We start from the raw sequence: 24758 nt of genomic DNA on the forward strand, positions 1-24758 counted from the left end.
GGGGGAGACGTATGAAAAAAATAGTCTTTACAGGTGGCGGTTCGGCAGGGCATGTAACGCCTAATTTAGCAATTATTCCACATTTACAAAAGCAGAAATGGGATATCTCTTATATTGGTTCTCATCAAGGGATTGAGAAAACGATTATAGAAAAAGAAGGAATTCCGTATCATAGTATTGCAAGCGGGAAGCTACGTCGTTATTTTGATTTAAAAAATATAAAAGATCCTTTTCTCGTGATGAAGGGTGTTATGGATGCGTACGTAACAATTCGTAAACTAAAACCGGATGTTATTTTTTCAAAAGGTGGTTTCGTATCCGTACCAGTCGTAATTGGAGGATGGCTAAATAGGGTGCCAGTTTTATTACATGAATCTGATATGACACCTGGACTAGCAAATAAAATTGCGCTCCGTTTTGCCTCGAAAATATTTGTTACATTTGAAGAAGCTGCGAAGCACTTACCGAAAGAAAAAGTAATATATACAGGATCACCTGTACGTGAAGACGTACTAAGAGGAAATCTTGAAAAAGGTTTAAAGTTTCTAGGGTTTTCCCGGAAGAAATCAGTTATTACTGTTATGGGAGGAAGTTTAGGAGCAAAGAAAATTAATGAAACGGTTCGATCGGCACTTCCAGATCTTCTGAAAAATTATCAAATTGTGCATCTTTGCGGAAAAGGAAATCTTGATGAATCCTTACAAAATAAAGAAGGATATAGACAATTTGAATATATACATGGAGAGTTGCCGGATATATTAGCAGCAACAGATTTTGTTATTTCACGTGCGGGATCCAATGCGATTTTTGAATTTTTAACAATGCAAAAGCCAATGGTTTTAATTCCGTTATCGAAATTTGCAAGCCGTGGAGATCAAATTTTAAATGCTGAATCCTTTGAAAGACAAGGGTATGCATCGGTATTATACGAAGAGGATGTAACGGTGAACTCGCTTATAAAGCATATAGAAGAGCTATCTCATAATAATGAGATGTATAAAACAGCATTAAAAAAATATAATGGAAAAGAAGCGATTAAAACTATCATTCAACATATTTCAGAGGCATGATTAAACAATCATGTCTTTTTTAGTAGGATGAAAGATTCCAAGAATTGATATTTTTATGTTACAATAAAGTGAAACTTTAATCAGTGGGGGGTTCATCCCCACTGATTATTAGCCCTCACCAATCGGGCTTTTACGGGCAGTTAATCCCACACCTAACTTCTTTGTTTTCGCTGAATTTTGAGGTGGGGGTCTTACTGCCCGTTAATGCGGGGTAACAAATGGTTAATAGGGAAATTCCAATTGATTAAGCGTGAAAATACGAATGGATTAGGAGTGACTGTGTTGGAGCTAAGTCTCTATGAAAATACTGCACTTATTATATGCTTTGTGTTGTACGTTGGTAGTGTTATTGTTTATATTTCACGGAAATTTTCACAAGAACGAGAGCTTGAAAAATCAGAAATAACAGCTGAACTAGAAATGTTAGCTGATGAAAGTTATAAAAAGAAAAAAATAAAAGAAGACCATGAAGCACCCCATCATTGAAACGAAAATAAGTTCTAAAGATGGGGATTTTTTTTTGGAAATCCCATTAACGCTAAAAAGGAGTTTTCCCATACATATTTAAGGAGTGGATATAAATGAAATTTTATATTGCTTCAGGATTTCAAAATAAACATCTTGTACGTTTCGTATCAAGCCAGTTGAAAGAAGTGGGATGGCAGCATACATATGATTGGACGAAAAATGAAAGAGCAACCAATAGAGAACAATTGCAAAAAATTGGTGAAGAAGAACAAAAAGCGATCCGAGAAGCTGATGTTTTCTTACTCATACTAGAGGGTGGGAATGGAAGTCATACAGAATTAGGGATGGCAATTGCTTTAGAAAAGAAAATTTATATATATCACAAGGGCAATGAGCTGCAAACTACATTCTACCATTTACGAGAAGTTGATATTTTCGAAGGAGAAATTGAGGGGCTTGTCTCATATATATTGAATAAAGTGGAATGTTAGACGTGGGAATGTAGCGAGAAATATTTCTTGCAAAAAAAGAGTGAAGGTTACCATTAGGCTATTTTGGGCACAGTTATTATAAGTAAAGCATATAAAGGAGTTATAAATATGAAATTAGAAAATGGATGGGAAACAAGTTTTTTAGAGGTTGTACAAAACAGTGAATTTAAGAAAGATGCAATTCTTAGTCAATTACTTTTTGCAGATAGTGAAGAAGTAGAAGAGCTTGTTGATGATTACGGTTATGAAGAGATTATTGAACGCGAACATGATGATGAGTTAGCAGGAATTTTAGGAGAAGAACTTTTTAGTGAGATGGAGCGCAACGTATTCTTAGCTTCACAGCCAGAAGAAAAACTGATTTCATTCGTAAATGGATTAGGTTTTCATGTGTTAGATTGGATCGTGCTTCTTGAAACAGAATTTGGCATTGATAGCGCAAATTTCACATCGGATGCGGTGAAAATGTTAGAAAAGCGTTTTAGACAGTTTCCGTATATAGAAGAGAAGACAATTTTTGATATGAAGCTTGAAGAAACAATGGATGTATTAGAGTCTGTAACAGGTTTGCATTTAAAAGAAAAGATGGGTGTTTAAAAAAAGAACGTGATAGCTTCACGTTCTTTTTTTTACATAATAATAATTTTATCATCTAGCTTTGTTTGTCCAGTAAGAAGTGCGTTTAAATACTCTACTTTTCGTATGCAAGCTTGTATATGTCTTTCAACCTCTTGTAACTCTGCTTGGTGATGCGTTTCAATTGGATGAATTTGTACGTTAAATTTTTCGAATTGACTACTATATGTTATTTCTGCATAACCGCTCATAATATCGGTTTCGTTATGAAATAAAAATTGCTTCGTTTCTTCACAGAATGATACATCCTGAAAGCCATATACTTTTAATGCTTCAATTACTTTTTTAATCATGTTTGTATTCATTTTTTAACCCTCTTTGCGAAGTTCTACTTTTATATTATAACATAAAAAATTACTTAGAAAGCGCTTCCAAGTGTATTTTATTATAAACTTTACGTTTTAATCATAAAAATGAAACAAAGAAAAAATAATTGTAAAGAAGGAAGGACTCTTTTATTGTTTCGTCATATATATAGAGAAATAGTGCAATGAAAGGAAATTTTCCGAGGTGGAGATTGTATTTCCAATTTGAGCGCAGTAAAAGAGGTGAGAATCTTGAACTTTGATATTGTAGGACAAAAAGCATATATAAAAGATGGGCCGCATCGGAACCGAATTGGAACTGTAAAGAAAAATGAAAAACAATTAGAAACCCACTTTGCTATTGTAATTGGGGAACAAAGTATTGCTGTAGAGCTAAAGGATATCGTGTTAGTTGGAGTAGATGTAGGACAATTTCATACATGGTGCGAGCAAAATGGTTATTTGTAAAAGGACGGGCTGTGAGATAATGAAATATATTTGAGAAAAGAGAATATGTTATTGTATTCTCTTTTTCTATGTTTCAGGAGGCGGAAATGAAATATAAAGCACAGGAGCTTACATTGGAGTTGAAAGAGAAGATTCAATGTATGGAGAATGAAATAGAGCGAATATCACTGGAACTTTTTAAAGAGTATTCATATTTATACATAGAGAAAAACATGGAACTATCTATGGAACTTGTTAAAGATAAAGAGCATCCTTTTGAGGTGGGTTATTATTCATCAGTTGCCATAGCTATATTAGATGAAGAAAAAGAGATGATTGGATTTTATAATATTCCAATTTGGAAATGCGAAAATATTTTTTTAGGAATGCCAATTCAATCGAGGATTTTGGGGAGTAAGAAAATAGGGGAACTTGTTGATGAATCTTACTATGAGATTGAAGAGGAGTTAAAAGAGCAACTAGAAGAATACTTGGAGTGATAACTTTCAAGATAAGATGTATAGAGATGGAACATAATAAAAAAGACGCTAACATAATCAACTGTTAGCGTCCTTTTTTATTATGAAGCAATTTCACCAGTTTTTACATCGTCTTGATTGTACGTATCTTGATCTAATTCACCAAGCCATTTACTAGAAATAAGACCTGCTGTCATAGAACCACTTACGTTAAGAGCTGTACGCCCCATATCGATTAATGGTTCAACTGAGATAACTAGAGCGACAATGCCGATTGGTAAGTTCATTGTAGATAGTACGATTAACGCTGCGAATGTTGCACCGCCACCAACGCCGGCAACACCGAATGAGCTAATAGCAACGACAGCGATTAAAGTTAAAATAAATTGTGGTTGTAATGGATCAATTCCTACAGTTGGAGCGACCATCATAGCAAGCATTGCTGGATAAATACCTGCGCAACCGTTTTGACCGATAGATACCCCAAAGGATGCAGCGAAGTTAGCGATTCCTTCAGAAATACCAAGCTTTTCTTTTTGGGCTTCAATATTTAATGGCATTGCACCAGCACTAGAGCGAGAAGTGAATGCAAATGTTAATACAGGGAAAACTTTTTTCAAATATTGAATCGGATTTAAACCAGATAGCGCGATTAATAATAAGTGAATGATAAACATTACGATAAGTGCTACGTAAGATGCTAAAACGAAATTACCAAGTTTTAAAATGGCATTCACATCACTACCAGCAACTGTCTTTGCCATAAGAGCTAATACGCCGTATGGAGTAAGACGTAAAATTAATGTTACCATACGCATTACGATTGCATACACAGCATCAAGCATCTTCTTAAATAGCTCTGCTTGTTCGGGATATTTTCGTTTTACACCTATAAAGGCAATCCCGATAAAGGCTGCAAATATTACAACAGAAATTGTTGATGTTGGACGAGCACCTGTTAAATCAAGAAACGGATTTGTAGGCAACAATTCTAATAATTTATCTGGAATTGTTGTCTTTTCAATAGAAGTAAATCTTTCTTCTACTAATTTCAGACGAGCAGATTCTGCATCACCTTGTTGTAATCCTGTTGCTGATACATCAAATCCTGCGCTTGCAGCTATACCGACAGCTGCGGCAATTCCTGTAGTAAGAATTAAAATTCCGATAATAAGACCACTGATTTTACCAAGGTTTTTCGTTAATTGTAATTTTGTAAATGCTGAAATAATAGATACTAAAATAAGTGGCATAACGATCATTTGAAGTAATTTCACATAACCGTTACCAATTAAACTAAACCAGGTATTTGATTCGATAATTACTTTAGAAGTAGGCTCATAAATAAATTGTAATATAAGACCGAAGATAATTCCGACTCCTAAAGCAGTAAATACACGTTTATTAAAAGATACATGCTTACGTTGCATATAATACAATACGCCAACTAAAATGAGCATGACTGTGATGTTAATTCCGACAAGCAGTGTATTCATGTTAATTCCCCCTAATTCCAATGTGTTATATAGAATATAAGGTAATAAAACCTATAAGTCAACTAGGGAATTGCGGAATTAAAAAAAAGATGGCAATTTGCCATCTCTTAATGACCAGCTCCAGGGACAAGTAAAAATGTTGTGTACCATGTAAATCCGATGAAGAAAACGGTTAAATATGCCCCGAATACGTATATATACATACGCTCTGTTAATTTTAAATAACTTAAAAGTACGAAGAATCCTGTTTGTCCTAAAAATAGTAGTGCGGTCGAATGCATATCCCCTACGTAAAACATAACCGAGAAAATTCCAGTCCAAAAGCCGAGAACGCGAAACATGCGCTCCATGCCATCTCCCTCCTTTTCTAAAAAAAAGTAAAACCTCTCTTCATTATAGTTTATTTTTCTAACTATTGTAAATATTCATTCATATAAAAGAAAGAAGCCAATTATAATATTGACTTCTTCTTAATTGAAAAACTAAATTTGAACTTTATAGTTACAAGATTTGCATCCATCTAGTAGACTATCGTTTCGTGTTAATTCCACGTTCGGGAATAGGATTTCAAAAATCCCCTTCATCATATCTCCGTGCATATTACAAATTTCAGTCGGATGATGCGCAGCAACTTCTTTAAATGGGCAATTGTGTACATCATAGAAAATTTTTGTGCCATCTGTACTTAATTCAAAAGCAGGAGATAAACCAGCTGTTGAGAATGCTTCTTTTGCGATTAGCATTTTTTGTTCTATCGTCAATGCTTCTGCACTTACATTTAAGCGATGCATATGTTGTTGCATTAATTCTTTGCCGAATTGTTTCCCTGTTTCATATAGCGCTTTTTCACCAGCGCTACCTAAGCTTAGCAGTGAATTAAATGCTATCTGCGCTAATAATTGATAATCACGAAATGGGAATTGTAATTGGATGACATCTTGAGACAAGACGTATAGTCTGCTTGGTCTGCCGCCTTTCCCAGTTTTTTTTGTTTCTGATTTGAGCATATTAACATCTTCTAATTTAGATAAATGTAAACGCGCTACGTTTGGATGAATGTCAAACTCATCTGCAATTTCTTGTACAGTTACGTAATTATGTTTTTGCGAAATATATTTATAAATGTAATAACGAGTAGGGTCAGATAATACACCTGTAATTTTTAAAGCTTGTTCCATGAGGATCTCCACCTTTATCACTTTATCCAAGATATTAACATTATAATACAGATAAACTGCTATATAGGTAATTTCAGACAATAATTCGGAAATTGTTCATAATTTCACAAACATATTTTTCCTTTTTCTCTTAGTGAAAATACAAAATCTCTAATTTTTCTTGAGCATTTTTTTATGATATATACATAGTGAGGAGGGAAACTTGATGAATAGTGTCGAGCTTTTTGCAAATATGATTATGAAAGAAGCTTGTAGGGTGCAAGCATCAGACTTACATATTGTGCCCAGGCAGAAGGATGTGGCGATTCAATTACGTATAGGGAAAGATTTAATTACGAAACGGTGTATTGAAAAGGAATTTGGAGAAAAGCTTGTTTCGCACTTTAAGTTTTTAGCATCAATGGATATAGGAGAGAGGAGAAAGCCTCAAAATGGTTCATTATATTTGCAAATTGATGGATCAGAAGTGTATTTACGCCTTTCAACACTTCCAACAGTATATCAAGAAAGTCTAGTTATTCGTCTCCATTTACAAGCATCTGTTCAGCCATTGTCTCATCTTTCATTATTTCCAAGTACAGCGGAAAAATTACTCTCTTTTTTAAAGCATTCGCATGGGTTACTCGTATTTACTGGGCCGACTGGTTCTGGGAAAACGACGACAATGTACGCGTTATTAGAAGTAGCTAGAAAAGGAGAAACACGTCGTATTGTTACTCTGGAAGATCCAGTTGAGAGAAGAAAAGACGGTTTATTACAAATTCAAATAAATGAAAAAGCTGGTATCACATATGAAACGGGATTAAAGGCTATTTTGCGTCACGATCCAGATATTATTTTAGTTGGCGAAATTCGTGATGAAGAAACAGCGAAAGTAGCTGTAAGGGCCAGTTTGACGGGACATTTAGTGATGACAACCTTGCATACAAATGATGCGAAAGGAGCGATACTACGATTTATGGATTATGGTATTACAAGGCAAGAAATTGAACAATCATTATTGGCTGTAGCTGCTCAGCGACTCGTTGAATTAAAATGTCCGTTTTGCAGAGGGAAGTGTTCAACTTTATGTAAATCAATGAGGCAAGTGAGGCAGGCAAGCATTTATGAACTGTTATATGGATATGAATTAAAACAAGCGATTAAAGAAGCAAGTGGAGAACATGTTACGTATCACTATGAAACGTTGGAATCGTCGGTGCGAAAAGGGTATGCTTTGGGCTTTTTAGAAGAAGATGTATATGTTTAAGAGAAAATGGAGTTTAAGTGATCAAGTATTATTATGGAAAAGATTAAGTGATTTATTAGAGAAAGGTTACTCACTTTTACAGGCGTTAGAATTTTTGCAGTTTCAACTACCGTTAGGGAAGAAATTACAGTTACAGCATATGATTGAGGGATTGAAAAATGGACAAAGTTTGCACGCTTCTTTTCATCAATTAATGTTTCATCCGGAGGTGTTAAGTTATTTGTTTTATGCAGAGCGACACGGTGATATTTCTTTTGCTTTGCAACAAGGGAGTGTACTTCTTTACAAGAAGGATAAATATAGGAAAGATATGATGAAAGTAATGCAATATCCTATGTTTTTATCATTTTTTTTAATGATTATGCTTTCTGTTTTTAACCTCATTTTATTGCCTCAGTTTGAAATGATGTATAGTTCTTTACGTTCTACAGCACCACCACTTACGGAGCAAATTTTAGTTGCAATTAAATTATTACCCTACTTCATTTATATCATTTTTCTTATCGTTATAACGGGATTTAGTTTATATATATTTTATTTCCGAAAACTTCCGCCTACTCAACAGGTAAAGATTATGATCCGTATTCCCCTTATGAAAACATTTTCTATTTTAAATCATTCACATTATTTTTCCGCTCAATTAAGTGGTTTATTACACGGTGGATTGTCAGTGCACGAAGCATTAACAATAATGATGAAGCAAAAGTATCATCCATTCTTTCAGTATGAAGCAGCCCGAATTGAGCGACAATTAATTGCAGGAGAACCGTTACAATCTATTATTGATAAAAGCGGTTATTACGAGAAAGAACTTTCTTATATCATTACGCATGGACAAGCAAACGGTAATTTAGCAAATGAGCTTGGTGATTACAGTGAGCTCATTATTGAAAAGGTAGAACAAAAAATTAAACGTATGTTATTTGTGATTCAACCCATTTTATTTACATGTCTTGGGGTTATAGTCATTCTGATGTACTTAGCGATGATTATGCCAATGTTTCAAATGATGGATTCAATTTAGGGGGGATTTACATGCAGAATGAGGAAGGTTTTACTCTTTTAGAAATGTTATTAGTTATGGTTGTCATAACTGTATTATTACTATTAATTATTCCAAATGTAGTTACACAGCGCTCATCCGTTCAAGGAAAAGGATGTACAGCCTATGTGAAATCTATAGAAGCACAAATACAAGCATATCAATTGCAACATAATAAGATTCCATCAATAGAGGAACTTGAAACAGAAAAGTATATTACTTCTAAAACTTGCCCGAAAGGTGAACCAATCCATATTTCTGATGATGGCAAAGTAACAGCCGGGAAATCGTGAAACAAAAAGGTTTTACGCTTTTAGAAATGCTACTTGTCTTATTTGCTATTTCTGTACTGAGTGTTGTTACGCATTTTAATGTTACTTCATTATATGAAAAACAAAGAGCCGAGCAATTTTTGAAACAGTTTTCAAATGATATTTTGTATATGCAGCAGTTGGCGATTAAGCGCCAAAAACATTATACGTTACGCTGGTTTAAAGGGAAACATATGTATTATATTTCGGAATCGGAGACGGGCTTTTTAATTGTTAAGAGAGAATATGATAAAGATGTCCAAATTGATTTGCATACCTTTCCGAATCCGATGACATATAATCCAAGCGGGAATATTAATAGAGGTGGTACGATTTTACTTTCCTATCGAGGGTATAAATATGAGATTGTATTTCAGCTTGGAAGAGGGAGATTTACGTATCGTGAAGTGTCAAAAAGGATCAATAATGGTTGAAATGGTTGTAGCGTTAAGTTTAATAATGATGGCGGTATCGTTATTGCTCCCGCAAACATTATTAATTATGCAAGAAAGAAAAAATATAAAAATGAGCTATAAAGCATTAATACTATTAAAAAAAGAAGCGGCCTTATTTATGTATGAGAATGAGGAAAAGCGAGAAAAAGAGCAAGTCATAAAAGGAATTGTATATTACACATATTGGAGAGGAGATGAAGTTTGTACGATGTGGAAAGATATGAGAGGAAAAGCGATGGAGCAATGCCTTTATGCAGAGAAAAGGTAAAAAGGAAGCGGGATTTACGTTAATAGAAATGATTGCATGTTTGTTGCTTTTATCAATGTTCTTTTTACTTTTACCACGTCTTCAGATTATGGGGATAGAAAATACACATTCAAAAGGATTAAACGATTGGGAGTGGGATGTGTTTTTAGGACAAATGCAATTAGAGTTTCGTGAAGTATTAAGTGGGAGGAAGATAGCACTAGAAAATGATGAACATATTTTGCGTTTCCAACTTCGTAATGGTGATGAGGTGACGTATGAAAAAGTGAATAGTAATTTAATAAGAAAAGTAAATATGCGCGGAAGGGAATCTATATTGCAAAGGATTGAAGCGATTTCGTACAAATTAACACCTCATTTGCTATATATATATGTGAAAGATACAAGTGGTGAAATATATGAAGGCGTGGCTGTACGCTATAGTGAAATTGAGATAGAAACATGAGAAAACAAGATGGATTTGCAATGCCAGGAACAATTATTTTTCTTGTTTTATTCATTTCTTTTTTGATGTACGAAACGAATATGTTACTTTCGGATAAAAAATTCTATTCTGAAATAGAACAAAGTTTTTTCATGGAGGAACTTGTTGATCGAGCTATTTCAGATATAAAAAGAGACTTACAGCAAAAAGAAAAAGAGGATGTTTTTTTATTTCAGTATGAAAGAGGAGAAGTGAGTGGAAAGTACATCTTTGAAAATGATGTTATTAACATTTCATTGCAATGTGTTACAAAAAAGAGAGTTTTCTACAAAGTGAGCTTTCGCTATAGGAAAAGGGATAATAAAATATTGGATTGGGTAGAAGGATAATGTGTAAAATACGCGGGGGAGAAGCATTAATTTCCATTGTGTTGAGAGTCAATTTTTTTGTGGAAAGGGATAAAAAGGATAGTTAAAAGTTTAAATTTTCTCAAAAAAGAGAAAGGTAGAAAGAATATGATATATTCATGCTATCCAATCATTTTTTCTAGGGAGATAAGGAAATGACAACTAACAATCAAATAGGTGAAAATAAGGAACAAACTATTTTTGATCATAGAGGAAATACGATTATGACAGAAGATAGGGAAATACAAATTATTTCAAAATTCGAAGAACCCCTTATTGTCGTATTAGCAAATGTATTAAGTGATGAAGAATGTGACGGATTAATCGAATTGTCTAAAAATAAAATAGAGCGGTCTAAAATTGGTTCGTCACGTAATGTAAATGATATTCGAACGAGTAGTGGTGCATTTTTGGAAGAGAATGAACTAACTTCCAAGATTGAAAAACGAATTTCATCTATCATGAATGTTCCTGTAGCACATGGAGAAGGATTGCACATTTTAAATTATGAAGTGGATCAAGAATATAAAGCGCACTATGATTATTTTGCGGAACATAGTAGATCAGCTGCTAATAATCGTATAAGTACTCTTGTGATGTACTTAAATGATGTAGAGGAAGGCGGGGAGACATTCTTTCCGAAATTAAATCTTTCTGTACACCCTAGAAAGGGAATGGCAGTGTACTTTGAGTATTTTTATCAAGATCAATCACTAAATGAGCTTACGTTACATGGAGGAGCACCTGTAACGAAAGGCGAGAAATGGGTTGCAACGCAGTGGGTGAGAAGAGGTACTTATAAGTAAAAGTGAGCCAGCTTGTTTGATTGCGAGAAAATAGCGAGTATGTTACGTTTTGTTCTTCATAAGAAGAACAAAACGTTTTTTTATTAAATAAAGTAGTATCTTTCGTTATAATAACAAATAATAACGGATGATTGAGAGGAACGAAAATGAAATCTATATACATAACCGGCTATATGGGAGCTGGGAAAACAACAATTGGAAAAGCGTTAAGTAAAGAACTCCATATGGAAGTTGTAGATACAGATCAAAAAATCGAAGAGCAGAAAGAGAAAGCGATTCGGCATATTTTTGCAGAAGAAGGCGAAATGGCTTTTCGGGAATATGAAAGTGAAATGTTACGTTCACTACCGGTTCAGAATGTAATTATTACAACTGGTGGAGGAATTATTGAACGAGAGGAAAATCGAAAGTGGATGAAGGAAAATGGAACTGTTGTGTATTTATATTGCGATCCACATGTAATTGCAGAAAGGCTTCGTGAAGATACGACACGTCCACTATTTCAGAAGAAAGATATAGATGCATTTGTAACGAAATTTGAATCGCGCCGAGCTTATTATGAAGAGGCTTATATTCATATTGATACGACAAATAAGTCGGTAAAGCAAATTATGAATGAATTAAAGCAAAAGATTAATGAATAAAAAAGTGGACATACTAATCAAGTAGAGGTGATGATAATATGTCTACTAATGATTATGTACGCTTTGTGACACAGCAATTTGTGTCATATATGGATGCTCCAAAAGAGGATCGAAAACAACAGAAACAACAACGTCGTGCGGAGAAAGAGCCATTCTTAAATAAATGGTTTGGTGTTATGCCACTGAGCGCTGCTTTGTTTTATCGAAATGTAAAAAATAAAAGAAAAAAATCAAGCTAACTTTTTCGTAATATGTTTAGCAAAACAAAAATCCCCTAGTATAACAAGATGCTAGGGGATTTTTGTTTATTGCACAGATTCTTTTTCTTCAGTAACCGCATGTATTTTATTGTTTACCCATACAAATCCAATTCCGATACAAATAGAAATGCCCCACCCAACAGCGGTCATAATAGCTCTCATTTCACCATATCCATCTACACCGAAAACAGAGATGAAATAGATTTTCAAGAAACTTTTTAATATAAATTGAAGACCGAAAAATAGTGTTAAATATTGCAGTGCTGGATATATGCGACTATCCCGGTAAAGCTCACGACTTTTATCGCGGTCATGACCTTGCAGCGCTGCGATGTCCGCAGCGAAATATAACATAATTGGTTTTTTTATAAAGATTGTACATATAACGATGCAGCCAAGTACGATATGATAATATGCATCATTCCATAGCATTCGTTCCGCTGATCCAGATATTAAGTCTACCGTTGTATTAGAAATGAGTGTAATTAAAATAAAGAACCCTGTAACGTTAAACTGTTTTTCTTTTTTAAAGGTATACAGTGTATAAATAATTCCCGGAACAGAGGAAATTAACATTGCGTAATAAGGATCGATATAAGGTTTTGCAAATTTCCAAATGAGGAATGGGAATACGAGATAAAAGACAAGATCTAATATAGCTTTTTTATTTTGATTCATACAAATCCTCCTTAAGTCATACATATATTTTATAATATAATTTCTGAAAATTGTATAAGGTTTAATAAAAAAAAGAAAAGTAGATGATTAGTAGATTAAAAAAATTGTCCCTAGCGTGGTAAGTTTTTTTAGTATATAATAAAGGAAACGCTTTCATTTTTTTTGTTTTGTTCACAAAATGGACGGAAAATCACATATTTACTATTGATATGTTGCTTTATAATGAAACTAATTAAATATACATGCATACAATATTGTGAAATAAATAACATAAATAATCTATATAAATGTAAACGTTATCAAAGGGAGAGGTGGAGACAATGAGTAAATTTTTCTTCAATCATAATCCAGCAACATTAGAGGATGGAAGACTTGTTAAGTATGCTGAAATTATTTATGGAGAAGGTGGCCGTTCTGTATTAGAAAATTTAATGGTGAAGGCATCTATCAGATTGCGTGATCGTTATCCGAATAAATCTGACGAACAGATCTCGAACCTCGTAAATCAAGGCATCCATGATATGTTTCAAAAATACGTGAATGAGTAAGAGCAGCTACTGGCTGCTCTTATTTTTTTGTATAAGGATTGTGCTTTTAGCTGAAAATAAAGGTGCATTTTGAAGTTTGTAAAAAGGAGGGGAACAGATGAGCAATGGAATTGGTCGTTCAAAAGAAAATCTTCCAACTGATGCAAATCATGTAAGCGCGAAGGATCGTGCATATCAAAAACGTATGACAGAGAAAAAACAACAAGAGCGTAATGACGATAGAGAATAGGATGAAAAAACATCTTAAAGAAAGCTCCTTCAACAGTTGAAGGAGCTTTCTTTAAGATAGAAAATGATTTGCGGTAACATAAAAGAGGCCGCCGTTTATAATTTGTATTGTAATACGTGGTTCGTATTGTTCTTGTAATGCTTGCTTTTCAATTTCATAGCTTTCTGGAAGTTCATCGCTATCTTCGTAAAATCGATTTAAAAGGTCTAAATCGTGATTCCAACGCACTCTCGCTTCTTTTGCCCACGTGTGGTCATCTTCAGCAATTATACTTTTTAAAGCATCCTCTATGCGTTGTAAGCCACTTTGTGGCTTAATGATAGGTGAGAGGGTAAAACAAAAGTCAGGTATCTTTGGTGTGAGTTTGATCTCTGCTAAAGTGTCATGAAAGTTTGCAATCATTGTCCCAGAAATAAGATGAATACCGATGGAATGAAGTATGTCTTTTTTTCGGTCACATTGATAAGATACTTTTATATTTACACCAAGCCAAGGATGAAGGGGGGTATGAGTTGCCCCGCTATGCTTCACATCCTCATATAAACGTATGTATGAGCCTAGTTCTTTTGTCGTTTCAAATATTTGATGCAAACGGGGTGAACCGTAATGAATAAGTTCACCGTCGTTTTCTTCGTTTTCCGGATTTGTAATAAGAGTAAGGCGCATCGGGTTCGGAACGCCTCCTGTTTTTTCAAGATAGTGCCAATAGAAAGGGCGGTTCATTAATAATTTATCCATTTCAATTGTTAACTGTACGTCTAATAGGTGAGGGGAACGTTCTAAAATTTCGCAGTTATTCGCCTCAAAAAAGTTGTATAAGTAATTATGAATTTCATTTTGCTGCATAGTCCTGCACCTCTGCTTCATTGCGCTTCGCAAAATCGATAATAGATGTTAAATTTTCCATTTTGATTCGAATTTCACCTTCGCTTTTTGACTGCGCGAAAATTTCTTGAATATGTGCATCAATATTTTTCATGTTGATTCTTGTTAAAATTTCATCGAGTTCACCGATTACACGTTCAAATAAATTAATTTTTTCATATAGTAGTTTTAAAATGTGCTCTTCAACAGTATGCTTTGTTGCTAAGTTATAAATATGAACATCATTTTTTTGTCCAAGGCGGTGAATACGTCCAATCCTTTGCTCAAGTCGCATTGGATTCCACGGTAAGTCGTAATTAATCATATGGCTACAAAATTGTAAGTTAATTCCTTCACCACCAGCTTCGGTCGCAATTAATACTTGGGCATGAGTTTGGAACAGCTCCTTCATCCAATCTTTTTTCCCGCGCTTAAATCCACCGCGAAATGGGACAGAGGAAATGCCATGTTGTTGTAAGAACCATTGTAAATACATTTGTGAAGCTCTATATTCAGTGAAGATAATGACTTTATCGTTAACTTCTTTTATGAGCTCTAGTGCTTTATTTGCTTTGGAGTTGAACGGAATATGATTAATTTTATCCATCAGCACATCAATATGTGGGTCCTTTATGTAATGCTCATTTTCTTTCTGCCGTTTTTCTACATGTTTTTTTAATGAATAGTAAACAGCTTCACGACTACTACATGCTTCCCGTTTTAAAGTTAAGGATGAGAAAGCAGATGTAAAGGCATTTTGTTCACGCCAATTTTCAATTTCATTATACAAAGCTTGTTCTTCTTCATTAAATTCAACGAAGATTGTTCGTACATGCCTCTTCGGCCAATCAATGCCAGTGTTATGGCGTCTATTTCGAACCATTACTTTATTGATAAGAGCTTTTAAATCTTCATCGGATTCAGTGGAACGATTTTTGGAAGCATAATATTCTTCAAAATTAGATTGATTGCCTAAATGACCTGGTTTTAATAAAGAAACGAGGTTGAAGATTTCATCAATTTTATTTTGAACAGGAGTTGCGGTTAGTAATAAACAAAACTTCTTTTTTAATCGCTGTGCAAATGCATAGTTTTTTGTTTTATTGTTTTTTAGTTTATGTGCTTCATCGATAATAATAAGGTCATACTCTAGGTTTAAAACGATATCGCGATGCGGTGAACGTTTCGCAGTATCGATTGATGAAACGATGACATCAGCTTGTTCCCAAGAATAACTTTTCTTTTGAGCGACCGCAGGAATAAAAAATTTTGTGTTAAGTTCATATGCCCACTGAGATACGAGAGAAGCTGGAACGAGAATGAGTACCTTTTTTACAAGTCCTCGAACCATGTATTCTTTTAAAATAAGTCCAGCTTCAATCGTTTTTCCAAGTCCAACTTCATCTGCTAGAATCGCTTTACCATTCATTTGTTCAATGACATTTTGAGCGACCTCCAATTGATGCGGAAGCGGCGTGAAATGTGATAAATGTTTCGGTGCTTGCAATCCATCAAAAGTAGGAACGAGTAATGATTTCTCTGTTTTATAAGCTAAATGATATAAATCCCAATTTGTCCAAGGACCATCTTCATCAATTCTTTTTAAAAAATTGTTTTGCCACGTTCGATCTACGGAAATATCGACATTCATTAAGACTCTCCCACCTTTTATAAACTAAAGTGATTATTTTAAAAATCTTTATTATAAGCCTCGTAATAAGGCACTATCACAATTACTAAAAGTTAAAGAATAGGCAATGATTTAGGACTAAATCTTGAAAGTTGTATTTAATATGATTAAGAATAAAAAATTCTAAATTTTTTTTTATGCTAGAATATTGATGAAATATAGCGAATGATGTTAGGATAATGGTGTGAAATGTGTGGAATCTTTCGTATTTTATCCAAGAAAGTAACTTTTTATTTACGCTTTCATAAAAAAATATACTGAGATTCCGTATAACCTTATCTTTTCAGAATGAAAATGTTTAGATATGGGAAGCAACTTTTATTGATTTGTCAGAGCATAAGGGGGAAAGAGCATGATTACATTACAACGTACACCGTTATTTGATGTATACGCGAAGTATGGTGGGAAAACAATCGACTTCGGTGGTTGGGAATTACCAGTTCAATTTTCAAGCATTAAAGAAGAGCATGAAGCTGTACGTACAGAAGCAGGTTTGTTCGATGTATCTCATATGGGAGAAGTAGAGGTAAAGGGTGTAGATAGTTTAGCATTTTTACAACGTGTTGTTACAAATGACGTATCTACCTTAAAGGTAGGAGGCGCACAATATACAGCTATGTGCTATGAAAATGGCGGCACAGTAGATGATTTATTAATCTACAAACGTGGTGAAGAAGACTATTTATTAGTAATCAATGCATCAAATATCGAGAAAGATTACGAATGGTTAGCAAGTCATGTAATTGGCGATGCGAAGGTAGTCAATGTTTCTAGTGAAGTTGCGCAACTTGCAATTCAAGGACCAAAAGCACAAGACATTTTACAAAAAGTTGTGTCAGAAGATTTGAAAGAAATTAAGTTCTTTAAATTTAAAAACGATATTCTTGTAGATGGAATTCCTGCACTTGTATCTCGTACAGGTTATACAGGTGAAGATGGATTCGAAATTTACTGTAAGAGTGAAGATGCTGCAAAACTTTGGGTGAAACTTCTTGAAGTTGGAGAAGAAGATGGGTTAAAGCCATGTGGCTTAGGTGCTCGTGATACACTTCGCTTCGAAGCAACACTTCCGTTATACGGACAAGAGTTATCAAAAGATATTACACCGATTGAAGCGGGAATTGGCTTTGCGGTAAAACCAAATAAAGAAGCAGATTTCTTTGGAAAAGAAACGTTAAAAGAGCAAAAAGAAAACGGTGCATCTCGTAAATTAGTCGGCATCGAAGTAATCGAACGCGGTATTCCTCGTACGCATTACCCTGTATTTATAGGAGAAGAAAAAATCGGGGAAGTAACGAGTGGTACACAATCTCCAACGTTAAAGAAAAGCATTGGTTTAGCACTAATTGATGTGAAATACGCAACAGTTGATACAGAAGTAGAAATTGAAATTCGTAATAAACGCGTCAAAGCAGTAGTTGTTCCAACACCATTTTATAAACGTTCAAAGTAACGGGGAGAGGGGTAGATTTCATGTTGCATCGTTATCTTCCAATGACAGAAGAAGACAAAAGAGAAATGTTACAAACAATCGGCGTTCAAACGATTGATGAGTTATTCTCTGATATTCCAGAGAGTGTTCGTTTTAAAGGGGATTTAAAAATTAAAGAAGCAAAATCAGAGCCAGAGCTTTTAAAAGAGCTATCTCAAATGGCTAGCAAAAATGCGAACTTAAAAGAATACGCTTCTTTCTTAGGAGCAGGTGTATACGATCATTACGCTCCAGTAATTGTGGATCATGTTATTTCTCGTTCAGAATTTTATACAGCTTACACACCATACCAACCAGAAATTTCACAAGGGGAATTACAAGCAATTTTTGAGTTCCAAACAATGATTTGTGAATTAACAGGAATGGATGTAGCGAACTCTTCTATGTATGACGGAGGTACAGCATTAGCTGAAGCGGCAATGTTAGCAGCTGGTCATACTCGCAAAAAGAAAATTCTTGTGTCTAATGCAGTTCATCCAGAATCAAGAGCGGTACTTGAAACATATGCAAAAGGTCAAAATCTTGAAGTTGTTGAAATTGATCATAAAGACGGTGTAACAGATTTAGACGCATTACAAAGTGAAGTAGATGATACAGTTGCTTGTGTAATCGTTCAATATCCAAACTTCTTCGGACAAGTTGAAAAGTTAGCTGATATCGAAAAAATCGTTCATCAACAAAAATCATTATTTATCGTTTCTTCAAATCCATTATCATTAGGCGCATTAACACCGCCAGGAAAATTTGGTGCTGATATTGTAATCGGTGATGCACAGCCATTTGGTATCCCAACGCAGTTTGGTGGACCTCATTGTGGTTACTTTGCAACAACGAAAGCATTTATGCGTAAAATTCCAGGACGTCTTGTCGGACAAACTGTGGATTCAGATGGTAAACGTGGATTTGTATTAACGTTACAAGCACGTGAACAGCATATTCGCCGTGATAAAGCGACGTCTAACATTTGTTCAAACCAAGCGTTAAATGCATTAGCAGCATCAGTTGCAATGACGGCACTTGGAAAACAAGGTGTGAAAGATATGGCACGTCAAAATATTTCTAAAGCACAATATGCAAAACGTCAATTCGAAGCGAAAGGCTTCACTGTAACGTTCGCTGGACCATTCTTTAATGAATTTGTTGTAGATTGCAAACGTCCAGTTAAAGAAATAAATGATGTATTAATACAAAAGAATATTATCGGTGGTTACGACCTAGGCCGTGATTATAAAGAGCATGAAAACCATATGCTTGTAGCAGTAACAGAGCTTCGTACAAAAGAGGAAATTGACACACTTGTAAACGAAATGGGGGCTATCCAATGAAGAACCAAGACCAAGCACTTATTTTTGAAGTGACTAAAGAAGGACGCGTAGGATATAGCTTACCCAAATTAGATGTAGAAGAAGTGAAATTAGAAGATGTATTTGAGAGCGATTATATTCGCGTTGAAGATGCAGAGCTTCCAGAAGTATCTGAACTTGATATTATGCGCCATTACACAGCGCTTTCAAACCGTAACCACGGCGTTGATTCTGGATTCTATCCACTTGGATCTTGTACGATGAAATATAATCCGAAAATTAATGAAAACGTAGCTCGTTTCGCAGGCTTTGCAAATATTCATCCACTTCAAGATGAAAAAACAGTGCAAGGTGCAATGGAATTAATGTACGACTTACAAGAACATTTAATTGAAATTACAGGTATGGATACTGTTACGTTACAACCAGCAGCTGGTGCACACGGAGAATGGACAGGTTTAATGTTAATTCGTGCATACCATGAAGCAAATGGTGACTTTAACCGTACGAAAGTAATTGTTCCTGACTCTGCTCATGGAACAAACCCGGCGTCTGCAACAGTAGCTGGTTTTGAAACAATTACGGTGAAATCAAATGAACATGGTCTTGTTGACTTAGATGATTTAAAACGTGTTGTAAACGAAGAAACAGCAGCACTTATGTTAACAAATCCAAATACATTAGGCCTATTCGAAGAAAATATTTTAGAAATGGCAGAAATCGTCCATAACGCAGGCGGTAAATTATACTATGATGGTGCAAACTTAAATGCTGTATTAAGCCAAGCACGCCCAGGAGATATGGGATTTGACGTTGTGCATTTAAACCTTCATAAAACATTTACAGGTCCGCATGGCGGCGGTGGCCCAGGTTCTGGTCCAGTAGGTGTAAAAGCTGATTTAATTCCGTACTTACCAAAACCGATTTTAGAGAAAACGGAAAATGGCTATCACTTCAACTATGATCGTCCAGAAGCAATTGGGCGTGTGAAACCATTCTATGGTAACTTCGGAATTAACGTTCGTGCATACACGTATATTCGTTCTATGGGTCCAGATGGACTACGTGCAGTAACTGAGTATGCTGTATTAAATGCGAACTATATGATGAGAAGATTAGCACCATTCTATGATCTTCCATTCGACAGACATTGCAAGCATGAATTTGTATTGTCAGGTCGTCGTCAAAAGAAACTTGGTGTACGTACATTAGATATTGCAAAACGTCTGCTTGATTTCGGTTACCATCCACCAACAATTTACTTCCCATTAAATGTGGAAGAATGTATTATGATTGAGCCAACAGAAACAGAATCAAAAGAAACATTAGATGGTTTCATTGATAAGATGATTCAAATTGCTAAAGAGGTAGAAGAAAATCCAGAAGTTGTACAAGAAGCACCACATACAACAGTAATAAAGCGTTTAGATGAAACATTAGCTGCTCGTAAACCAGTTTTACGTTATGAAAAGCTAGCACCTGTACAAGTGTGATTGGAATAAAAGAACTCGCTACATGCGGGTTCTTTTTTTTTTGCAACATTGATGCGGCTAGAATGAAAAAATGTTGAAAATTTATATTTTTTGTTTCATATTGCTGTAAAGATGCGGTTTTATAGGTGATTTTGTTGAAAAAGTCAGTTTGATAAAAGTATTTATTTTTGTTAGAATTTTATTGAAATTAAGAAGATGTGATGAGGTAGAAATTACTCATTTTTATGTATATGTGAAAAAACGAGCAAGGCGGGGGTGGAAGCGTGGGATATCGATGTTATAGAATGGTATACCATCTAGAAAATGGAGAAACAATTAAAGATGTAAAAGAATTTTGTTACAGAGACCAAGGGAAAGTGTTAGAAAGAGTAGCGCACCGTGTAATGGATAATAGAGAAGTGACAGCGATTGATAAACAAGGAACAATCATTTCAATAGCGTGTGAGGACATTGTAAAGGTAGAACTTGATTACATAACAGAAAGTTAACCTTGAGTCATATCGAATTATTAGATACAATATACTGTTGAATGGTGAAGAGAGAAGAGAGGAGTTTATCATGGGTAATACAAGACACTTTTATATGTTTATTTTAGCGTTTGTTCTTGTTGTGGCGTTAACGATTTATTTAATTGTTGATAGCAGCTGGTACAATACAGTTCATCCAGCATTCCTTCTTTTTATGTATGTAGGAATTGCGGTTGTTAGTTTCGGAATGAGAGACGAAATGTTAGATCGCTTTGAAAAGTGATACATATACGAAAGACCAACAGGAAAATGTTGGTCTTTTTTTCTTGCCAAAAATAGGATGTTTTGTATATACTGTGTATATAAGGTATATACAGTATATACACACTGGAGGAAAACATGAATATTATTATTTCGAATTCTTCCCAAGACCCTATTTATGTGCAAATAAGGAAACAATTGAGCCAGCTTATTTTAAATGGTGGTTTAAAGGGTGGAGACCAATTACCGTCTATTCGTAGCTTAGCGAAGGAATTACAAATTAGTGTAATTACAACGAAGCGCGCGTACGAGGAGCTTGAAAAAGAAGGATATATAGAAACTGTTGCTGGGAAGGGGACTTATGTTTCACGTAAAAATAATGAACTATTAAAAGAACAGCGGCTACGTCTATTGGAAAGTAAAGTGGAAGAGATTGTGAATGAAAGTAAAGTGTTACAGCTTTCACTGGAAGAGTTGCAACAGATGATTGCGTGTTTATACGAGGGGGAATAAGAGATGTTAGAGCTAAAAAACGTTTGTAAAACTTATCAAGATTTCTCAGTGAAAAATGTAAGTTTTACATTGCCACGTGGATATATTATGGGATTTATCGGACCGAATGGAGCTGGAAAAAGTACGACGATCAAAATGATTATGAATTTAATCAGAAAAGAGAGTGGTGATATAAAAATTTTTGGTAAGGACAATAAGAAAGCTGAAAAGGAAATAAAACAAAATATTGGTTTTGTATATGATGAAAATCATTATTACGAAGATTTAACGTGTGAGCAAATGAAACGGATTATTGCACCGTTATATAAAAAGTGGGACGAAAAGCAGTATCAATCGTATATGCAGAGATTACAAGTTCCAACGTATAAAAAGATTAAAGAGTTATCCAAAGGGATGAAAATGAAATTTGCGATTGCAATCGCACTTTCACACCATGCGGAATTCATTATTATGGATGAACCAACAGCAGGATTAGATCCAGTTGTTCGAAGTGAGTTACTTGATATGCTGCAAGAAATTGTAATGGAAGATGAAGTATCTGTCTTATTTTCAACGCACATTACAACAGACTTAGAACGCATCGCAGATTATATTACGTTCATCAACGATGGAGAAATTATATTTACTGGTGAGAAAGACGACTTAATGGAGAACTACGTAATGGTAAAGGGAAACAATGATTTATTAGATCGAGAAGGAAAAGAACTATTTGTTGGATTACGAAAAAATCAATTTGGCTTTGAAGGTTTAGCAGAGGATAAACAAGCAATTATCGATTGGTTTGGAAATGAGGTTGTATTAGAAAAGCCTAATTTAGATGATATCATCGTTTACACTGCGAAGGGGAGAGGTGCCTATGCGTCAGCTCATATATAAAGATTTGTTCTTTTTTCGGGTAACTTGGTTAGTGAATCTTATTATGCCCCTTATGTTCTTTTTACTTGAGCCCGGGGGTGAATTGTTATTTTCGATGAGTTGTCTATTTATAACCCTTTCTTCCGTTATGACGCTAATCTATATGGATGAAAGGAATAAAAGTGACATTGTTATAAATAGTTTACCGTTAAGCAGAAAGGATATCATTATTGCTAGATATATTTCCTGTGCAATATTCATTGTAGGTGGCATGATCTCTACGATGGTAGTTGTTTTTCTTATAAGAGGCATTGTGGTCATTGGTAATCTCGGTGCATATCATCCTAATCTATACATTGAAATTCCATGGTACGAAGTAATAAATGGAGTTGTTTATGCTGTATTTTTGGTTGTCACGTTTTTCCCTAGTTATTATGGTACAAAATCGAAGGTAGTAAGAAGTATAGTATCAGCAGCATCAATAGGAGTGGGGGGAATCCTTTGGATATTTATTAGTGATGGGCTGAATGAAACAGCACCTTCATTCATTGAGTGGATTATGAATCCTCTGCATATTGGTGTATTTATAATTGGATTCATTACATTAGTTAGTATGTATATCGCTTCTATGTTTCTTACAATTAAAATTTATGGAGCACGTGATTTGTAGAGAGGAGAATTCATATGCAACAGTTGATTTTAAAGGAGTTTTTCTTACATAAGAAGATGTTTCCTTTATATTTTTTAATACCTATTTTCTCTGTTTTTAGGAATCCCGTCCAACCAATGGGGATTGCAATAGGATTATTTATAACATGTAGTACGATTATATATATTTCTTTTTATCATGAAGAGAAAAGTAAAGCAGAAAAAGTATTAGTGAGTTTGCCTATAACGAGAAAAGAGATAGTTATAGCTAAATATATTTCAAGCTCATTATTTATTATGGCTGGTTTGAGTACAACTTTTATAGTCGTAATATTAGGAAATATTTTATTGAACAGAGACATAGCTATTCCTAGATATGCAATATTTTCAGCAATAGTAGCAACTTTGATTTATTGTGTAGTAACGATACCTACTAATTACATTGGAGGATATAAAGCTATTACTGTCTTGAATGTGATTATGATTTTTCCTTTAATGGGTATGATTGGCCTTATGTGCAATATTTTTGGTGATGAAATAATCATGCTAAAAGTACTTCACTCTGAAGATGCTACATTATCAATGAGTGTTCTTGGTATCGGAGTGTTAGTAAGTATAGTCATATCAATGTTTCTCTCAATGAAAATGTTTCAGGAGGCAGAGTTATAGAAGAGGCTCTTTTCATACTAGGAGGTGTAATACATGATCAAGCAACTAGTCTTAAAAGATATGATGTTGCAAAGAAAATTAGGGTTTGTATATCTTATATGTTTGTTTTTCCTTGTCATTGTTGATTTTCGTAGTGATAGTTTTCTAATGACATTTAGCATGTTTATACCCGTTCTTGGTATGATGCTGTCAATGAGCTATGAGGATAAAAATAAAAGTGAAATGATAATAAATAGTTTACCGTTGCAGCGTAAAGAAATTGTCATAGCAAAATACATATTTGTAAGTATTTTAGTTGCTTTAGGTGGGATTTTCCTATTTTCTGTTAGTTTAATCCAGTTGCAAAACGAAAATACAACTGTATTTATTCGGGGGTTCAATATGCATGTTCATAGTATCTGCCTTAGTTTCAATAAGGGTATATGAAAAAAGAGAATTTTAAAAGGTGCCTCATAAAAGGCACCTTCTTCAATAACGGCAATACGAGAGCAATAGTTTATAAATAGAAACGCTACTTGGCACATCTTTCGGCGTATGTAATATAAAGCTGAAAACGATGATGAAAATGAGAAAGAGGAAAAATAAAAATAGGATTTGCTTATGTATAGAAT

At 34.5% G+C, this 24758-nt stretch carries 35 protein-coding genes and 1 pseudogene; 28 read left to right on the forward strand and 8 right to left on the reverse strand.

All coding sequences use genetic code 11. From position 1 onward, the window contains the following. The first annotated feature begins 11 nt into the window (after positions 1 to 11). The 4 genes from ACE38F_RS07680 to ACE38F_RS07695 all read left to right on the forward strand — a co-directional run bounded on the left by ACE38F_RS07680 (position 12) and on the right by ACE38F_RS07695 (position 2626). A complete protein-coding gene (locus ACE38F_RS07680) occupies positions 12 to 1070 on the forward strand; it encodes an undecaprenyldiphospho-muramoylpentapeptide beta-N-acetylglucosaminyltransferase (RefSeq protein ID WP_215554196.1) in 1059 nt (352 codons plus the stop codon). A gap of 243 nt (positions 1071 to 1313) precedes the next feature. Beyond that, positions 1314 to 1556, forward strand: a complete 243-nt coding sequence (locus ACE38F_RS07685) for a DUF3966 domain-containing protein (protein ID WP_088099555.1) — start codon at positions 1314 to 1316, stop codon at positions 1554 to 1556. Between the two features lie 95 nt (positions 1557 to 1651). Further along, positions 1652 to 2029: a nucleoside 2-deoxyribosyltransferase gene (locus ACE38F_RS07690; RefSeq protein ID WP_341305853.1), complete on the forward strand. Its 378-nt coding sequence runs from the start codon at positions 1652 to 1654 to the stop codon at positions 2027 to 2029. Between the two features lie 108 nt (positions 2030 to 2137). Further along, positions 2138 to 2626, forward strand: coding sequence for a hypothetical protein (locus ACE38F_RS07695; protein ID WP_215554194.1), 489 nt, complete (start codon positions 2138 to 2140; stop codon positions 2624 to 2626). A gap of 32 nt (positions 2627 to 2658) precedes the next feature. On the opposite strand, the gene ACE38F_RS07700 is transcribed toward ACE38F_RS07695, so the two are convergent. Further along, positions 2659 to 2970, reverse strand: coding sequence for a hypothetical protein (locus ACE38F_RS07700; protein ID WP_002111840.1), 312 nt, complete (start codon positions 2968 to 2970; stop codon positions 2659 to 2661). A gap of 252 nt (positions 2971 to 3222) precedes the next feature. On the opposite strand from ACE38F_RS07700, the gene ACE38F_RS07705 reads away from it, so the two are divergent. Together ACE38F_RS07705 and ACE38F_RS07710 are read left to right on the forward strand one after the other, a co-directional pair. Then, the gene (locus ACE38F_RS07705) at positions 3223 to 3438 is read left to right on the forward strand and encodes a DUF3912 family protein (RefSeq protein WP_002160480.1); all 216 of its coding nucleotides are present in this window, start codon (positions 3223 to 3225) and stop codon (positions 3436 to 3438) included. An 86-nt stretch (positions 3439 to 3524) separates the two neighbouring features. Beyond that, positions 3525 to 3917, forward strand: coding sequence for a hypothetical protein (locus ACE38F_RS07710; RefSeq protein ID WP_071747138.1), 393 nt, complete (start codon positions 3525 to 3527; stop codon positions 3915 to 3917). Positions 3918 to 3997: 80 nt separating this feature from the next. Here the strand turns inward: ACE38F_RS07710 and ACE38F_RS07715 are convergent, their stop codons facing one another. The 3 genes from ACE38F_RS07715 to ACE38F_RS07725 form a co-directional block, all read right to left on the reverse strand. Continuing rightward, on the reverse strand, positions 3998 to 5392 hold the full coding sequence (locus ACE38F_RS07715; protein ID WP_215554193.1) for an L-cystine transporter: 1395 nt from the start codon (positions 5390 to 5392) through the stop codon (positions 3998 to 4000). 107 nt (positions 5393 to 5499) lie between these two features. After that, entirely contained in the window at positions 5500 to 5742 is a 243-nt protein-coding gene (locus ACE38F_RS07720) for a DUF2626 domain-containing protein (protein ID WP_002015110.1), read from the reverse strand. Positions 5743 to 5874: 132 nt separating this feature from the next. Next, positions 5875 to 6570 carry a helix-turn-helix transcriptional regulator gene (locus ACE38F_RS07725; protein WP_215554192.1) on the reverse strand — a complete coding sequence of 232 codons (696 nt, stop codon included), beginning with the start codon at positions 6568 to 6570 and terminating at the stop codon, positions 5875 to 5877. Positions 6571 to 6775: 205 nt separating this feature from the next. Here ACE38F_RS07725 and comGA point away from each other — a divergent pair, with 205 nt between their 5' ends. The 10 genes from comGA to ACE38F_RS07775 all read left to right on the forward strand — a co-directional run bounded on the left by comGA (position 6776) and on the right by ACE38F_RS07775 (position 12415). Continuing rightward, entirely contained in the window at positions 6776 to 7819 is a 1044-nt protein-coding gene (gene comGA / locus ACE38F_RS07730; RefSeq protein WP_016106153.1) for a competence type IV pilus ATPase ComGA, read from the forward strand. Continuing rightward, complete coding sequence (comGB, locus tag ACE38F_RS07735; RefSeq protein ID WP_286675778.1) at positions 7806 to 8843, forward strand: competence type IV pilus assembly protein ComGB; 1038 nt, start codon at positions 7806 to 7808, stop codon at positions 8841 to 8843. The genes comGA and comGB overlap by 14 nt, the downstream gene beginning before the upstream one ends. Before the next feature lie 11 nt (positions 8844 to 8854). Continuing rightward, on the forward strand, positions 8855 to 9154 hold the full coding sequence (comGC, locus tag ACE38F_RS07740) for a competence type IV pilus major pilin ComGC (protein ID WP_215554190.1): 300 nt from the start codon (positions 8855 to 8857) through the stop codon (positions 9152 to 9154). Continuing rightward, complete coding sequence (gene comGD / locus ACE38F_RS07745) at positions 9151 to 9606, forward strand: competence type IV pilus minor pilin ComGD (protein ID WP_215554189.1); 456 nt, start codon at positions 9151 to 9153, stop codon at positions 9604 to 9606. Before comGC ends, comGD begins: the two co-directional genes overlap by 4 nt. Continuing rightward, positions 9599 to 9895 carry a hypothetical protein gene (locus tag ACE38F_RS07750; RefSeq protein ID WP_002160491.1) on the forward strand — a complete coding sequence of 99 codons (297 nt, stop codon included), beginning with the start codon at positions 9599 to 9601 and terminating at the stop codon, positions 9893 to 9895. Before comGD ends, ACE38F_RS07750 begins: the two co-directional genes overlap by 8 nt. Next, positions 9879 to 10340: a competence type IV pilus minor pilin ComGF gene (comGF, locus tag ACE38F_RS07755; protein ID WP_375369537.1), complete on the forward strand. Its 462-nt coding sequence runs from the start codon at positions 9879 to 9881 to the stop codon at positions 10338 to 10340. Before ACE38F_RS07750 ends, comGF begins: the two co-directional genes overlap by 17 nt. Next, positions 10337 to 10708 (forward strand): competence type IV pilus minor pilin ComGG, encoded by a 372-nt coding sequence (gene comGG / locus ACE38F_RS07760; RefSeq protein WP_375369536.1) that lies wholly within the window; start codon positions 10337 to 10339, stop codon positions 10706 to 10708. Before comGF ends, comGG begins: the two co-directional genes overlap by 4 nt. Positions 10709 to 10881: 173 nt before the next feature. Continuing rightward, complete coding sequence (locus ACE38F_RS07765; protein ID WP_375369535.1) at positions 10882 to 11532, forward strand: 2OG-Fe(II) oxygenase; 651 nt, start codon at positions 10882 to 10884, stop codon at positions 11530 to 11532. 146 nt (positions 11533 to 11678) lie between these two features. Continuing rightward, positions 11679 to 12176, forward strand: a complete 498-nt coding sequence (locus ACE38F_RS07770) for a shikimate kinase (protein WP_375369533.1) — start codon at positions 11679 to 11681, stop codon at positions 12174 to 12176. Between the two features lie 38 nt (positions 12177 to 12214). Further along, a complete protein-coding gene (locus ACE38F_RS07775; RefSeq protein WP_002015009.1) occupies positions 12215 to 12415 on the forward strand; it encodes a YqzE family protein in 201 nt (66 codons plus the stop codon). Positions 12416 to 12481: 66 nt separating this feature from the next. Here ACE38F_RS07775 and ACE38F_RS07780 read toward each other — a convergent pair whose 3' ends face one another. Then, a complete protein-coding gene (locus tag ACE38F_RS07780) occupies positions 12482 to 13114 on the reverse strand; it encodes a VC0807 family protein (RefSeq protein ID WP_215554185.1) in 633 nt (210 codons plus the stop codon). A 128-nt stretch (positions 13115 to 13242) separates the two neighbouring features. Beyond that, positions 13243 to 13362, reverse strand: a complete 120-nt coding sequence (locus ACE38F_RS07785) for a GTP pyrophosphokinase (protein WP_375369632.1) — start codon at positions 13360 to 13362, stop codon at positions 13243 to 13245. 72 nt (positions 13363 to 13434) lie between these two features. Here ACE38F_RS07785 and ACE38F_RS07790 point away from each other — a divergent pair, with 72 nt between their 5' ends. Together ACE38F_RS07790 and ACE38F_RS07795 are read left to right on the forward strand one after the other, a co-directional pair. Then, entirely contained in the window at positions 13435 to 13662 is a 228-nt protein-coding gene (locus tag ACE38F_RS07790; protein WP_000032698.1) for a hypothetical protein, read from the forward strand. Positions 13663 to 13759: 97 nt separating this feature from the next. Then, positions 13760 to 13891, forward strand: a complete 132-nt coding sequence (locus ACE38F_RS07795) for a hypothetical protein (RefSeq protein WP_000064671.1) — start codon at positions 13760 to 13762, stop codon at positions 13889 to 13891. A gap of 51 nt (positions 13892 to 13942) precedes the next feature. On the opposite strand, the gene ACE38F_RS07800 is transcribed toward ACE38F_RS07795, so the two are convergent. Continuing rightward, complete coding sequence (locus ACE38F_RS07800; protein ID WP_215554184.1) at positions 13943 to 14737, reverse strand: YqhG family protein; 795 nt, start codon at positions 14735 to 14737, stop codon at positions 13943 to 13945. Next, positions 14724 to 16406, reverse strand: a complete 1683-nt coding sequence (locus ACE38F_RS07805; RefSeq protein ID WP_375369532.1) for a DEAD/DEAH box helicase — start codon at positions 16404 to 16406, stop codon at positions 14724 to 14726. The genes ACE38F_RS07800 and ACE38F_RS07805 overlap by 14 nt, the downstream gene beginning before the upstream one ends. Before the next feature lie 391 nt (positions 16407 to 16797). Here ACE38F_RS07805 and gcvT point away from each other — a divergent pair, with 391 nt between their 5' ends. From gcvT to ACE38F_RS07855, 10 genes and pseudogenes are all read left to right on the forward strand, one after another. Beyond that, positions 16798 to 17898 carry a glycine cleavage system aminomethyltransferase GcvT gene (gene gcvT, locus ACE38F_RS07810; RefSeq protein ID WP_002111803.1) on the forward strand — a complete coding sequence of 367 codons (1101 nt, stop codon included), beginning with the start codon at positions 16798 to 16800 and terminating at the stop codon, positions 17896 to 17898. Positions 17899 to 17918: 20 nt separating this feature from the next. After that, entirely contained in the window at positions 17919 to 19262 is a 1344-nt protein-coding gene (gene gcvPA / locus ACE38F_RS07815; protein ID WP_375369531.1) for an aminomethyl-transferring glycine dehydrogenase subunit 1, read from the forward strand. After that, positions 19259 to 20734 (forward strand): aminomethyl-transferring glycine dehydrogenase subunit 2, encoded by a 1476-nt coding sequence (gene gcvPB, locus ACE38F_RS07820; protein WP_002122485.1) that lies wholly within the window; start codon positions 19259 to 19261, stop codon positions 20732 to 20734. The genes gcvPA and gcvPB overlap by 4 nt, the downstream gene beginning before the upstream one ends. Before the next feature lie 284 nt (positions 20735 to 21018). Then, on the forward strand, positions 21019 to 21222 hold the full coding sequence (locus ACE38F_RS07825; RefSeq protein WP_000262495.1) for a DUF3929 family protein: 204 nt from the start codon (positions 21019 to 21021) through the stop codon (positions 21220 to 21222). 70 nt (positions 21223 to 21292) lie between these two features. After that, positions 21293 to 21484 (forward strand): hypothetical protein, encoded by a 192-nt coding sequence (locus ACE38F_RS07830; RefSeq protein WP_002088608.1) that lies wholly within the window; start codon positions 21293 to 21295, stop codon positions 21482 to 21484. Between the two features lie 116 nt (positions 21485 to 21600). Next, positions 21601 to 21975 carry a GntR family transcriptional regulator gene (locus tag ACE38F_RS07835; protein ID WP_002160500.1) on the forward strand — a complete coding sequence of 125 codons (375 nt, stop codon included), beginning with the start codon at positions 21601 to 21603 and terminating at the stop codon, positions 21973 to 21975. Between the two features lie 3 nt (positions 21976 to 21978). Then, positions 21979 to 22851, forward strand: a complete 873-nt coding sequence (locus tag ACE38F_RS07840; RefSeq protein WP_375369529.1) for an ABC transporter ATP-binding protein — start codon at positions 21979 to 21981, stop codon at positions 22849 to 22851. Beyond that, a complete protein-coding gene (locus tag ACE38F_RS07845; protein WP_375369527.1) occupies positions 22832 to 23500 on the forward strand; it encodes an ABC-2 transporter permease in 669 nt (222 codons plus the stop codon). Before ACE38F_RS07840 ends, ACE38F_RS07845 begins: the two co-directional genes overlap by 20 nt. 14 nt (positions 23501 to 23514) lie before the next feature. Next, positions 23515 to 24147, forward strand: a complete 633-nt coding sequence (locus tag ACE38F_RS07850; RefSeq protein WP_375369526.1) for an ABC-2 transporter permease — start codon at positions 23515 to 23517, stop codon at positions 24145 to 24147. Positions 24148 to 24180: 33 nt separating this feature from the next. Then, positions 24181 to 24516, forward strand: a pseudogene (locus ACE38F_RS07855) (ABC-2 transporter permease); the annotation flags it as partial. Positions 24517 to 24758: the final 242 nt, after the last annotated feature.

The organism is Bacillus altaicus, from assembly GCF_042136375.2.
GTDB lineage: Bacteria > Bacillota > Bacilli > Bacillales > Bacillaceae_G > Bacillus_A > Bacillus_A cereus_U.